Origin of the sequence: Flagellimonas abyssi (assembly GCF_019457905.1) — a bacterium.
GTDB lineage: Bacteria > Bacteroidota > Bacteroidia > Flavobacteriales > Flavobacteriaceae > Flagellimonas > Flagellimonas abyssi.
Genome location: NZ_JAHZSV010000032.1, coordinates 46,165 through 60,592 on the forward strand (window position 1 = coordinate 46,165; position 14,428 = coordinate 60,592).

Here is a 14,428-nt window from a genome sequence, read left to right on the forward strand (position 1 = left end):
AACGGAATAGTTTTCTTTAGACCTTATATTAACGTTGCATTGGGCCTTTTATAAGGGGGCGTATGGCGAGTTTTCGCTTGATTCAAAATACATAGGCCTCAGGATATTTGCACAAATCATTTAGATTTAAAATATGAGAAAATTTCTATCACTACTTATTTTATGTACGACTTTAATTTCAATGGCCCAGGAGAAACTCAGTGCGGATCAGGAATGGACGGCCAATTGGATTACCATGCCCAAAATAGATACGCAAGCTGCCGGGTCCTTCCTTTTTAGGAAGGACTTTACGTTGGATACCGTGCCGAGCGAGTTTAGAATACGTATCTCTGCAGATAACAGATATAAACTTTTTGTAAATGGAACCTTGGCTTCTGTAGGCCCCAACTGGGGAGATATAAAGCATTGGAACTATCACAACGTGGATATTGCCAAACATTTAAAGGCAGGTGACAATATCTTGGCAATAAAAGTTTGGAATGAAGCCGAAATGCGAGCGGTGGCACAATTTTCCTATAAAACTGCATTATTTGTACAAGGTGAGGGCGATTTGGAAAAAATAGTGGATACGGATGGCAGTTGGAAAGTCATCAAAGATGAAAGTTATACTCCTTTGAAACAGGACATAAGAGGATACTATGCGGCCGGTGCGGGGGATTTTATAGATATGAACAAGGCATTGACGGGCTGGAAGTCCCAGAGCTTTGATGATAGTGCATGGCAATCCCCAGATACTGTTTTTGAGGAGGTACAAAGGGGAGGCGGAATACGGTATCAAGAAGGTTGGCAGTTGACTCCAACTATTTTACCGGAAATGGAGTTGACCGCAGAGCGTCTGGCAACGGTAAGAAAGTCCGAGGGAGTGAAAGTCCCATCATCTTTTCCAGCTAAACCTAAGGATATCAAGGTAGGGGCCAATTCCAATGTCAAAATATTATTGGATCAAGAGCATTTGACTAACGCTTACTTAACCTTGTTGTTCAGTGGAGGAAAAAATAGTATAATTACCCTTTCATATGCAGAAGGACTCTTTGATAGCGAAGGAGTTAAGGGAAACCGCAATGTTATCGAAGGAAAATCGATGGCAGGAAGAAGGGATAGCATCATTTCCAATGGAAAAGCTGATCAAGAATACACTTCTTTGACCTATAGAACATATAGGTATGTGGAGGTTGGGGTTCAGACAAAGGAAGAGCCCTTGATCATAAACGATATTTATGGCACTTTCACGGGGTATCCGTTCCAAATGAAGGCAAATCTCATTTCGGATAACAAAGAACTTTCCAATATGATGGAAATTGGTTGGAGAACTGCCCGACTTTGTGCTGTGGATACCTATATGGATTGCCCATATTATGAAAGGCTACAATATGTGGGGGATACCAGAATCCAGCATTTTGTATCATTTTATAACAGCGGGGATGATCGGTTGATCAAAAATGCCATCAATCTAATTGATTATTCAAGACAACCGGACGGATTTACCTTGAGCAGGTACCCGGACAGACAGGATCAGGTAATCCCAACCTACTCTCTTTGGTATGTTGCCCTTCTCTATGATTATATGATGTATGGCAGTGATATGGAATTTATTGAAGAGAAGTTAATGGGATCTCGACAGGTACTGAATTATTTCATTACGTATTTGGATGAGGATGGCTCTTTGAAGAACGTTCCCGGGTGGAACTTTACGGACTGGGTCCCGGAGTGGGAAGGGGGAGTGGCCCCGATGGCCGAAGACGGTTCATCGGCCGCCTTGGATTTACAAATGCTCCATGCCCTACAATATGGAATAGCTCTGGAGAAGGAATTGGGGAAGCAGGAATTCGTAACCCTGTACACAACAATGGTCGAGCAATTAACAGAGACCATCAAAAATAAATATTGGGACCCGGACAAGAAGATGTTTGCCGATACCCCGGAAAAGAACAAGTATTCGCAGCATACCAATTCTTTGGCCATTCTTGCCGATATAGTGGATGCCGACCAGAAAATGGCCATTGGAAAATCACTGTTGGACGATGAATCCTTGGCTCCAGCCTCCATCTATTTTAGCTATTATCTTCATCAGGCTCTTAACGAGGCAGGATACGGCAACAAGTATCTGGATTGGTTAGATGTTTGGAGAAAAAACATAGCGTTGGGGCTGACCACTTGGGCAGAAATTTCCCAAGTGGAAACTACGCGTTCCGATTGCCATGCTTGGGGATCAAGTCCTAACATAGAATTTTTCAGGATTATTTTAGGGATAGAAAGTGCTTCGCCGAACTTTAAAACGGTACGGATAGCCCCAAATTTGGGGGACATCGAAAAAATTGGGGGCGAAATACCTCATCCATCGGGAATGATATCCGTGGATTATAAAAGAACAGGTAGGAAGGTGAAGGCAACCATTACATTACCTGAAGGGGTTTACGGTGAATTTATTTGGCAGGGAAAATCGGCCAAAATAAAATCTGGAATTAACAACGTCACCATTTAAATGATAATATTTTAAGTTACGAAATTGACAAGAACCGTTAATAGGGGTAAACCCCACAATTGGTAGGAAAGCAAAAACAAACGAAGATAGATAATCATGACTATAAGCCCCTAATCGCTTTAAGAAAGATATGGTTACTTTTCAACTGTTTTAATATTTTATGACCGTAGGCCACTTTCCATAAAAAACTTAAAAATGGTTTATATAGAGAAGTCCTTGGGAATCGTTTCCGTCCATAACCATAGTTGGTAAACGAAAAGAAAAAGTACAGTCAAACTCATTTTCAAGAGCATCTTTCATTTATTTATGTTCTAGAGTGAAATCCATTGTATAGGAAGGAGCAATCTTCATAACAGTACAGGATGGTTATGTGGGCGCTCTGTCTTATTCTTGTATTTGTATTGTCCTCTTTTCTGTTTGGGTACTTTAATCTTAAGGTTCTGCCCAATAAACAAACTTATGGCAATATTGTCCATTAATCATATCACTATTTTTATAATATGAAGATTGCAGTATTTCATCATTTAACAAGGCAAGTTTTTTGTTCGTTCATCATTTGTCTTCTCATTGGAATTGGGGCAAACGCCCAGCAAGTGGATAAAATAAATGATAGATTGTTGACCTCTTGGAAAGCCAACTGGATTACTCACCCAGAAATAGAGGGCCATGAATACGGTGTATTTTTCTTTAAGAGAAACTTTACACAGTTGGGAGATATTCCAGAGGAATTTATAGTACACCTTAGTGCGGATAACAGGTACAAATTTTATGTGAACGGAACATACGTGGCCAGCGGACCGGCACGAGGGGATCAATTGAACTGGCGCTTTGAAACCTTGAATATTGCACCTTATCTAAAAAATGGAGAGAATACATTGTCAGCAGTGGTTTGGAACTTTTCTGATTATCGTCCCTTGGCACAGCATACGGTAAAAACAGGTTTTATTCTTCAAGGAAACGGAGATGCTGAACAAAAGCTAAACACGGATGAAAAATGGTCCGTAATGCAAAGTAGGGCACATGGGCCAACGCAAATAGACCAAAGAATCTACCTGATTACTGGTGCAGGGGAAGACTTTGATTCAAGCGAGTATCCATGGGGATGGATGACCGAGGGATTTAAATCGGAAGAATTTGTACCGGCAAAGAGTATTTCCAAAGGAACTCCTAAAAATGGGGTTGCTGGATATGGCATTGTTCCATCCCATATACTTGTTCCAAGGAATATTCCATTAATGGAGGAAAAGTTTCAGCGTTTTGAATCTATCAGAAGGACATCGATAAAGAAGTCGGTGCCAGATTTTATATCAGGAAAAGAGAAACTTATCGTTCCTCCCCATACCAAAATTACTGTTTTGTTGGACCAAGGACATTTAACCAATGCCTACCCAATTGTAAGCTTTTCAAAAGGAAGTGGTTCACAAATCGACATCACTTACGCTGAGGCTCTCTATGATGCTCAGAGGCAAAAAGGGAATCGAAATGAAATAGAGGGCAAAAGCATCGAGGGCAATATCGATATCATACGTCCAGATGGTCAGGAAGGACGGGTTTATGAACCGCTTTGGTGGCGAACGTTCCGGTATGTGCAATTGGATATCGAGACCAAGGAACAACCATTGGTTTTGGATGATTTTGCATCGCGGTTCACGGGATATCCCTTTAAGCAAGTTGCAGAGTTCGGAACCAAGAATTCTTTATTGGATAAGATATGGGACGTAAGCTGGAGAACACAGCGTTTATGTTCGGGCGAGAATTATTTTGACTGCCCCTACTACGAGCAATTGCAGTACATAGGGGATACCCGAATACAGAGCTTGGTGACCACCTATGTTTCAGGTGATTCAAGGCTTTATAAAAATGCTTTGGAATCCTTCCAGCACTCACAGGAATCTTTCGGTCTCACCCAGAGCCGTTATCCTAGCAACGAAACACAGTTCATACCAACCTTTTCTCTCATATGGATAACCATGCTGCACGATTACTGGATGCTTCTGCCAGATGAAGAATTTGTTGGCAAAATGATGCCGAATGTACTCAATATTCTCAACTGGTTCGAAAAGAGAAGTGGAGAATCCGGGCTAGTGGAGCAAAACGAATGGTGGATGTTCGTCGATTGGGTGGATACACATGATTGGGTTCGAGGGGTGCCTCCCGGTGCTGAAAAAGGAAACTCAATACTTATCAACCTGCAATATGCCTATACCCTTCAATATGCCATTGAAATGTTGGAAGTTTTTGGTCATACTGGGCAGGCCGATCTCTATCGAAGTAGATTGGAAAACATAAGGGCCAAAGTAAAGGAACTCGCTTGGGATGAGCAAAAGGAATTGTTCAGTGATACCCCGAAAGGTGAAAAATTCAGTCAGCATACCAATATTATGGCCATACTGGCGAATGTTGTCTCTGGTGAAAAAGCCGCTTCTTTAATGAAAAAGGTTCTAGAAGATGAGTCCTTAGCAAAGACTAGCTATTATTTTTCCTTTTATTTGACCGAGGCACTTAGGCATACCGGAATGGAAGAGAAATATCTTGGGCTTATGGGCAGATGGGAAGAAATGCTCGATAATGGCCTCACCACATTTGCGGAAAAGCAAGAACCTACCCGGTCGGACTGCCATGCATGGAGCGCCTCCCCAATGTATCATTTTCTGTCAATGGTCTGTGGAATTCAACCCGCGGCGCCGGGATTTCAGAAGATACATGTAGAACCTCATTTAGGAAAATTAGAAGAGGTCAATGGTAAAGTGCCGCACCATTTGGGCGAAATAGAATTTAATCTTAAAAAAAGAGGGCAAAACGGTCTCAAGGGCAAGATTGAGCTTCCAAAGGGGCTAGATGGCACCTTGATCTGGAATGGTCGTAACCTGGCACTTAAAGAAGGTAAGAACGACATCCAAATCGATTGATCATTTCAATATGACCTTATTTTAAAATTATCTATTTCCTGTCTTACAGGACAGTTCCGGACGAATTTTATTACCTGACACCTCAGGATGCTTAACCAAGTCACTGCTGTTACTTTAGCACGAAAGTTTCATTTTTCACTCATTTAAGAGTCTTTGGATTTTGAAACTGTTGACGAGAACCTAACGTAAAGATATAAGCATATGAGATTAAGTAAAGTATTATGGCCGGAAGCACTAAAACTAGGAATGGTAATGTTGGGCATGTTCATATTTGTTGGATGCAACGGCAATGGGCACAATCTGGAAGATGACGAATCACAATCCGATATTGCCCAGCAAGATGGTGATGTCGATGATGAAGATTCTCTGAGCTCCGTTGAATTTGTAAAGGACACTGGGTTCATAAATGGTATTCGCTTGCTCGGTACCGATACCTCTGACATTAAAGCCTTGGATTTTATCTACCCCTATTCAACAGCAACGGAAACAGCTAGCTGGAAACTTGCCGAATGGGGCAGTAACCATGCCTTTGGCAATGTGGAACAAGAGGTGAAGGGAGATTCAATAATCTATGCCAATCAAGCAAAGCGGGTAGTGTTCATAAAGGAGAAAGCTCAGGATAAACCACATGTACTTTTGGAAGTAATAGCTTCCGAAGATTATACTTCTGTTCGTAAAGATGGAGAAGATTGGCCCCATTTATTATTAGAGCAGACCATGGCAGATAAAATAGCCCTAGAGGATATGGAGTCCCTTGAATTGAACATGGGCCTTTCGCTTGTGTATGACAAGATGATGATGGACCCTTCCGAGTTTGACGAAAGTCTTCATACCTCTCAGGTTTCACTTTATTTGACCATTAGTGATTCGACCGACTTTTTTTGGTTTGGTATTCCCGTATTTGACCACAGGAGGCCAGAGGGGATTCCGCTGTACGCTGCCCAAGATTTGGGCAAGGATGATGCCAGTAAAAAGTTCATTGTGAGTATAGCAAGTGAGGAATTTTTCCCAGGAAGTTTACAAAAATCCGGAAGTATAGATGTGGACAAGGATATATTGCCGTACATTAAAAACGCATTTGAACGAGCCAAGAGACAAGGGTATTTGCAAGATGCGCACTGGTCCGATATGTTTATTTCCAGCTTCAATTTCGGATGGGAAACCACAGGGACTTTCGATTCCGGTATGTTGGTGCGTGAACTTCAACTTACGGGCAGGTATCGCGCCGGAAACTAGTTAACAGTAGGGTACAGGATGGTACTGCAGAGACTTTAAAATAGTTTTGCAACTGGGCTGTTGCCGTAGCGACACTTATCTAACCACCACTTATAAAATAGAAATGTAAATCAAGTACTTATGAAAATTAATTCAATTAAATATAACATTCTAATTTTGTTGGTAATATCTGTTTTCAACTTCCAGTTGTCAGCTCAGGAATACCCAACACTATGGAATGAAATCGTAGATTTTAAGGAGTTGGACGCTTCAGGCTCGATATCAAAAAATCGAATACTTTTCATCGGAAGTAGTTCCTTTAAGTTCTGGAAGGATGTCAATGATTATTTTCCAAATCATCAAATTATCAATAGAGGGTTTGGAGGGTCGACATTAGTGGATGTAACCCGATATTTCTATGACATTATTGTTCCCTATAACCCCGATCAGGTCATCATTTATTGTGGTGAGAATGATTTTGCTTTTGACAACGACCTCTCGGTAGAAGAGTTTTTTCTACGTTTTGAGACCTTATACGGGATGATCCGTGTAAACTTCCCAAGAGCCACGATAAACTATTTATCCATTAAACCAAGTCCTTCTCGGATGAATATCTTGAATAAATCCATTGAGGCCAATAAAATGATAGCCGATTATCTGGACAATAAGTCAAATGCATCATACATCGACATATTTTACCCAATGTTGGACGAAGGAGGAAATATTAAAGAGGAAATCTTTTTGGACGACCGCCTTCACATGAATGCCAAGGGCTATCAGATTTGGCAAAAGGTCATGGAGCCTTACTTAAAATAATAGTCTATTGTCAGATTTCAATATATGCTGGTCCATATAAATACAGGCGTCTTGCGCTTGGACAACTTCCCGGGATGTGGAGGGTGTGCGGTTAGGGCTTCTACCGCATAGGAGCAAAATACTTTTCCTATCAATGTATGCTGTACCATAAGGTTAAATATTGGCGCCTTGGTTGGTCATTATCCCGGGTTTTCTTCTTCTTTTTGATTTTTCCCCAACAATATCTCGATTAGTTGAACCTATTCAATGTTTTTGCTAAACCAGTTTTGATAAAACTGTTGGTTTTACCTACAAATACGCGTGCTACAGATACTGTTCTTTATTTGGAATCTTTCTATTCTTAACACCTTATATCTCGATATTTAAAGTGGTTTTTTTCCTACTAAATCTTTTGTAATGCTTGTGTTAAAAGCGTTGGGACAAAGTGGCATTGACGCCTGTGAAATAGGGCCAAAAACTCTTTTACCCCATTTGTTTAAGGGGAACAGGATGGGGCAGGATACTTGGTCTATTCCCATTATATAGATTTGAATCAACTTTTTTGAACAATTCACAATTAATGTAATATGAAAATACTAAAAACAACATTCTGCTGTCTGTTCGTTGTAATTTTGGCAATACAAACAGCTGCAGCACAAGAACGAATTGAGGTTAACGGTAAAGTCATCTCAGAAAGTGAAGGCTTACCGCTATTAGGGGTGAATGTTGTAGTGGATGGAACCACCAACGGGGCCGTGACCGATTTTGATGGTGAGTTCACCATAACTATGGATCCCGAAGGGACATTGGTTTTTTCCTATATGGGCTTCTCTACCAAAAAGGTAGCCGTATCCGGAAGACAATCCATTACAATTGAGTTATCCGAAAACCAGAATAGGTTGGATGAGGTGGTGGTAATTGGGTACGGTCAGCAAAAACGAGCTGATGTGACCGGCTCCATTTCCAGTGTAAAGGCGGAAGAGATTTCCCAAAGCAAGGTATTGTCATTCCAAGAGGCTATTCAGGGAAGGCTGGCAGGGGTACAAGTTTCGTCTTCATCCGGTGAACCTGGTGCAGCCATGAATATTAGCATTCGTGGTGCCAATACGGTATTTGGTAGCTCAGCTCCTCTTTATGTGATAGATGGGGTACCCTATGATGTCAACAATGGAGAGGTTGCCGATGCCAGTGTAGGGAACGGTACATCGTCCAACCCGTTGGCAACACTGAACCCATCATCCATAGAGTCCGTTGAAGTGCTCAAGGATGCCTCCGCAACCGCTATTTATGGTGCTCGAGGTGCAAACGGTGTTATTATAATTACCACTAAATCAGGTAAAGCAGGGGATACCAAGATTACCTATGACGGTTTTGTTAGTTTGGGTACAGTAACACGAAAACTACCTGTGCTTAATGCCGAAAGATATATTGAGTATAGGGCCGCACTCAATCCTGAGACCTTTTTGTTCTATACGGATAGCAATCAAGATGGGTTGTACAATTCGGATGATATTCCAAGGGATCCTTATGAGCTGCCCATGCATGATTGGCAAGACGAGATGTTGAGAACTGCTGTTTCCCATAGCCACAATATTTCAATTTCCGGCGGGGATAACAAGGGAACCACTTTTTCTGGTGGAATTGGAATGTTAGATCAGGAAGCGATCATAATCAACAACAACTTCCAACGATACACCATGAGGCTCAACCTTGATGACCAGCATAGCGATAGGTTAAAGATGGGTTTGAATTTCAACATGGGCTATTCTGAGCTTAACGGTGCAACACAGAGCGGTGGTGGTTCCGGGATATTCAATGGAGTTGTTCAAAATCTTGTGATATCAAGACCGTTGGAATTTTTCGCCCCTAACTGGGATACGGATGGAAGATACATCAACCCTTTATCGATGATCGATAATGCGGAGAAAAATGTTTCTTCATTGAGGAGCAACCTATATGCCTATTTGGAATATGCATTGATGAAGGACCTAAAAATCCATGTCTCGGGAGGTGGTTTTCTCTCCAGCTCCAAGGGAAAGGAATTCTATAGCAAGTATACCAACTGGGGTAATTTGGACAATGGTCGAGCTATGGTACAAGAGGCAAGAGCAAATTCATGGAACGTAACCAGTAGATTGAATTATACATTAAGACCCAATCAAGATCATTTGTTAACAGCCATGGTGGCTTTTGAAGCAAACAGGTACAGTTGGGAGAATATGTTTATGGAGGTAGCCGATTTTGCCGATGAGTCTACGGGGGTTCATGATATCGGTAAAGGTAGGAGGATAAAGAACAATTCCACTGGTAAGGACATCATAAACAGGATGTCCTATTTCGGAAGGTTCAATTATCAGTTTAAGGGTAAACACCTGTTGACAGCAACCTTTAGGGCAGATGGATCGGATAAATTGGGTCCTAGCAATCGCTTTGGATACTTTCCATCCTTCGCCTATGGGTGGCAGTTGCATAAGGAGCCTTTTCTATCCAATGTAGATGATTTGAGCAACTTGAAGCTCCGTTTGAGTTATGGTATTACGGGTAATGATAGAATTCCTTCCTTTAGATACTTGGCACGAATGGTGAACACGGATTATGGTGGAGATTTGGGACTTGCACCAGACTCTAGGGCCAATTATGGTCTAAAGTGGGAAGAGACCTCACAGTTCAATGCAGGCTTTGACCTTGGACTGGTGAACGATAGAATTAGCATTACATGGGATTATTACTATAAAGTTACTACGGATATGTTGATTGCCGCATTGGTGCCTAAAAGAAGTGGTTTCCAACAGCAATGGCAAAACCTTGGTAGAGTAGACAATGATGGTACCGAACTTCAGATTTCGACCAGAAATATTGAAGGAGGCGATTTCAAATGGAAAACAGATTTCAATATCAGTAGCAACAGGAATATTGTAAAGGACCTTGGAGGTGTAGACTTTATTCCTGTGAACATAGGAGGTGGTTGGATTACAAATGCAGGTAGGGTAATCGAAGGGGAATCTTTGGGTAACGCTTATGGCTATGAGTTTGATGGTGTGTATCAGATATCAGATTTTAATTGGCAGAACGATAGCGATGCGACCATTCCGCACGAGCAACGTGATTATGTCCTGAACGAAGGAGTTGTTACCGTAGACGGGATCAATGTGCAGCCGGGATCATTTAAGTTCAAAGATTTAAACGGAGATGGGACCATTGATGTGGACAATGATAGAACATCCATTAGCAGAAGCTTTCCTAAGCACTTTGGAGGTATTAACAACACCTTTAATTATAAAAACTTCGACCTTTCCGTAATGTTCAATTGGTCCTATGGAAATGAAATATTCAACGAAGCCAAATATAGGCTAGAGGGAGGGGTGTCAAACACTTGGATGAACATTTCCGATGATTTTTTCAGCAATAGGTGGACTCCTGAGAACCCAACGAATCAATATGGTACTTTTGCCGACGACCTTTGGAACAGGACTTCTTTGTTGGCTTCTAGCTATTATGTAGAGGATGCTTCTTGGTTAAGGCTTCAGAACATTTCATTTGGTTATGCCCTTCCTGGGAAATGGATTAAGGAAATGGGAATAGATTACGCTCGTATTTACTTCACGGGCACCAATCTGTACACGTGGACCAACTACTCTGGATTTGATCCAGAAATCCATTCAGGAAACTCGCTTTTGCCCGGATATGATAGATTGACCTATCCAAGGACCAAAACATTCACTTTTGGAGCCAGTTTCACATTTTAATAACAGCAAAAAAATCAATAGAGATGAAAAATAGAATACTAAAGAATATTGTTGTCTTAACGTTCATCGGTATTTATTGTAGTTCGTGCAGTAACGATTTTTTGGATACCAAGCCACTATCCTTCACTACGGTGGAGAATTTCTATCAAACAGCGGATGATGCGGAATCGGCACTTATAGGTTGCTATAGTGCGCTCAATGCCCAATCCGTACAAGGCGTTTGGCGAGGTAATTTCAATTCAAGTATGACCTTTATGCTGAGCGCAGGAACAGATGAGTTGGTCACAAGAGACGGATTAACTGCAATTGGTTATGCCCCCTTCGGTAATTTGGCGGTAACAAGCCAGACACCAACAATTGAAGAACACTTTTTTACCATGTTCGTAGGTATCAATAGATGTAACTATCTTTTGGATGCCATAGAGGATACGGAGATGGGAGAACAGCGTAAAGCCGAAATCATGGGGGAAGCACATTTCCTAAGGGGCCTTTACTATATGTATTTGGCCCAAATGTATGGGGGTGTGCCAGTGTATACCACAGGGGAGCACGATGAAAATGCCTTGCGGGAGCCTTTGGATGTGGTTTACGCTCAGATTATATCCGATTTTGAAACAGCTTATTCAAATCTACCAAACAGAGCGGATATTCAAGGAAGAGCGAACAGATGGTCTGCTGCCGGTTTCCTTGCGAAAGTATATACCTATTTAGCCAGTTGTAAGACCAATGGAGTTGGTGCTGATCTAGGGTTTGAGCTCAATAGTTTTGACTGGGTCGATGCTGATGATTTTTATACACGTGCCAGGGACATTACCAATGGGATAATTGCCCAGAGCGGTTATGAGTTGATAGACAACTACGATTATCTGTTTCGGGAGACTACCAATCAATTTCAAATGGAAGAATCTTTGTTTTCGTCAGTGTCAAGTAGCAGCTCAATAATAGGTAATTATCATGTTTGGGTGCAATGGATGGTACCACCGGGGAATACTACCACCATGGGTGGCGGTTATGGATGGTTCCGTCCAACAGGAGAGATGTTCTATAAGTACAATGCTTTGGATATGAGAAGGGCGCACAACCTTTCTAATTCATTCTCAGCGTCCTCTACTACCGAAACAATCGAGGGAGATACTTATTATGTGCCCGATCCTGCAAATGGGGTAACCGCTGGTTTCTACTCTGTGGCAAAATACCGTTATGTAGACCCATCGAGCAAACCGATAGACATTAGCCAATCCATGGGCAACTACCCTTTATTGAGGTATGCCGATATTTTACTGCTGAATGCCGAGGCCCTTTACATGACAGGAGACGAGGCAGGCGCACGTGAAAGGCTTACAGAGGTGAGGACTAGGTCGGTGAGTGATGTATCCCAAGTCGATATCTTGGACGATGCCTATTATAAGGCTGATTTTTTGGAAGAACTTTTGGATGAAAGATCTAGGGAATTTGCCTTTGAAAGTCAACGAAGAATAGATTTGATAAGGTTCGGCAAATTTTACGATGCCATTATGGGCCTTGATGAAAATGGAGGAAGGTGGAACGTTGCAGTTCCCATTATGCAGGCAAATTTGGAACCCTATAAAATATGGTTCCCTATTCCGTTGACCGAAATAGAACTGAGCCCAATAGAGCAAAACCCTGGTTACTAGGGAAGGACATATTCAAACAAAAGATTCATAAGCAATAACATTATTATCATGATTCAATCTAAAGCTTCAATATTATTATGTTTTTTGGTCCTCGTCACCTTGGTTTCCTGTGATTCCGATGATGTGGTAGAAGACCTTAGAGTTGATAGTGTAATGCCGCCACAGGCAATGATCGGTGATACCATTACAATTAGAGGAAACGGTTTTAAAGGGCTACATACCACGGTGGTTGGTTTTGAGGGAGGTATGTTGGGACAGGTAGTCTCGGCCGAACCTACAGAAATCGATGTGGTAGTGCCCATGGGGGCGCGGGATGGGGATATTCAAGTGAGAACTGGAAAAACAGCTATTGTAAGTGCCGATTTCGAACTTATTCCTTCTCCACCTTTTATTTCAGATTTGGCACCTTCACAAGGACGTGCAGGATCAAGTTTCACTATTTTGGGAGACTTCTTGGCTAATAACTTCCTTGTTTCTGACAGCATACAGCATATCGAAGAGGTTTCCGTATTGTTTGGAGGACAATCACTTGAAATAGACAGTCTTAATTATGAAAATATATGGGTGAAAGTGCCGCAAGACGCTGCCGATGGCGAAGTTATGGTCCAAGTCGAGCGTGATGGTCTTTCTTCTAACCAAGTTACTTTTGAAGTAGGGATCCCCGCTATAATCGATGATTTTAACAGACCTACTACAGAATGGGCCGATTTGGAAACCATGCCTAACCCTATTGGTTCCAACTGGGTTATTGGAAGTGGAGAGTGGATGATTGAAGGACCTGGTGGAGACAACTTTATTTCAGCTAGAAGAGTTGTGGCGGGTGATAACCTTATGGTGAACATGCCTTCGGTGACCTCAAACCAAAATGGTATGAGCTATAGCCTTGGAGGTGATGTATACATACCTGCTACTACTGATTCTGCTCTTGGTGGCATTGCTTTCCATGTTCAAAGTGAAGATGATTACTATGCATTCCGTATTGGAGGAGGAGGACTGCTCCAGTTGATCAGGGTAATAGATGGAAATGCCAGTGCAGTATTGTCCACTTCTGGTTTTGCTGCACAATTACCAGGAAACAACACCTATAGGTTAGAGGTCAGCTCCAATACTCCATATACGTTTGATCTAAGGGTACTGACGGCGGAAGGGGCGGTCATTGTTGAAGGAACGGTTGTAGATGATCAAAGTACCTTTGTTGGTGGTGTAGCCGGTTTCTACTCTACTTATTTAAGTTATCACGATAATTATTACTTTCTTTCCGAGGAATAGGATTGGCAGGAATTATGGGCCCAAAGGTTCGTAATCTTTCCCCGGTTAATTTTAAGTTTTGTATGAAATATAACGCTCTGGAAGAAAATCTTTCAGGGCGGTATTTGTTTTAAAGCCTCTTTGCTATCGCAATAAATCTTTTGGCTAAGTTGAGAGGTTCTTTCAATTTAGGGGGGTATTACGTTTGCAACTAGACTTATTATTGTATTTGTCCATGTTTTTCTTGCCTATGTGGAATACTGAGTTTTTGTGGGAGAATGTTTGCTTGGAGAGCTTTGAACATGGTTTTTTTGAAAAAGCCAAAAAAAGGCACCCTAAGGGCAGTCATGGTCGGAAGATTATTCTTCCGACTTTTTT

The 14,428-nt window shown here is 41.7% G+C and carries 7 protein-coding genes; all 7 read left to right on the forward strand.

Features of this window, described 5'->3' with window-relative positions:
- Nucleotides 1-181 precede the first annotated feature (181 nt).
- Nucleotides 182-2,482, forward strand: coding sequence for an alpha-L-rhamnosidase-related protein (locus tag K1F36_RS16750; RefSeq protein WP_258539126.1), 2,301 nt, complete (start codon nt 182-184; stop codon nt 2,480-2,482).
- A 593-nt stretch (nt 2,483-3,075) separates the two neighbouring features.
- Entirely contained in the window at nt 3,076-5,391 is a 2,316-nt protein-coding gene (locus K1F36_RS16755; RefSeq protein ID WP_220114866.1) for an alpha-L-rhamnosidase-related protein, read from the forward strand.
- A 201-nt stretch (nt 5,392-5,592) separates the two neighbouring features.
- Entirely contained in the window at nt 5,593-6,627 is a 1,035-nt protein-coding gene (locus K1F36_RS16760) for a hypothetical protein (RefSeq protein WP_220114867.1), read from the forward strand.
- Between the two features lie 120 nt (nt 6,628-6,747).
- Complete coding sequence (locus tag K1F36_RS16765; RefSeq protein WP_220114868.1) at nt 6,748-7,422, forward strand: GDSL-type esterase/lipase family protein; 675 nt, start codon at nt 6,748-6,750, stop codon at nt 7,420-7,422.
- A gap of 566 nt (nt 7,423-7,988) precedes the next feature.
- A complete protein-coding gene (locus tag K1F36_RS16770; RefSeq protein WP_220114869.1) occupies nt 7,989-11,147 on the forward strand; it encodes a SusC/RagA family TonB-linked outer membrane protein in 3,159 nt (1,052 codons plus the stop codon).
- Nucleotides 11,148-11,170: 23 nt separating this feature from the next.
- A complete protein-coding gene (locus tag K1F36_RS16775) occupies nt 11,171-12,802 on the forward strand; it encodes a RagB/SusD family nutrient uptake outer membrane protein (RefSeq protein WP_220114870.1) in 1,632 nt (543 codons plus the stop codon).
- 48 nt (nt 12,803-12,850) lie between these two features.
- Nucleotides 12,851-14,071, forward strand: coding sequence for an IPT/TIG domain-containing protein (locus K1F36_RS16780; protein WP_220114871.1), 1,221 nt, complete (start codon nt 12,851-12,853; stop codon nt 14,069-14,071).
- The last annotated feature ends 357 nt before the right edge of the window (nt 14,072-14,428 follow it).

Excerpts from the sequence above, each read along its gene's own strand:
- K1F36_RS16760 (WP_220114867.1), top strand. The coding sequence starts at position 5,593 with ATGAGATTAAGTAAAGTATTATGGCCGGAAGCACTAAAACTAGGAATG.
- K1F36_RS16780 (WP_220114871.1), top strand. The coding sequence starts at position 12,851 with ATGATTCAATCTAAAGCTTCAATATTATTATGTTTTTTGGTCCTCGTC.
- K1F36_RS16775 (WP_220114870.1), top strand. The coding sequence starts at position 11,171 with ATGAAAAATAGAATACTAAAGAATATTGTTGTCTTAACGTTCATCGGT.
- K1F36_RS16750 (WP_258539126.1), top strand. The coding sequence starts at position 182 with ATGGCCCAGGAGAAACTCAGTGCGGATCAGGAATGGACGGCCAATTGG.
- K1F36_RS16770 (WP_220114869.1), top strand. The coding sequence starts at position 7,989 with ATGAAAATACTAAAAACAACATTCTGCTGTCTGTTCGTTGTAATTTTG.
- K1F36_RS16765 (WP_220114868.1), top strand. The coding sequence starts at position 6,748 with ATGAAAATTAATTCAATTAAATATAACATTCTAATTTTGTTGGTAATA.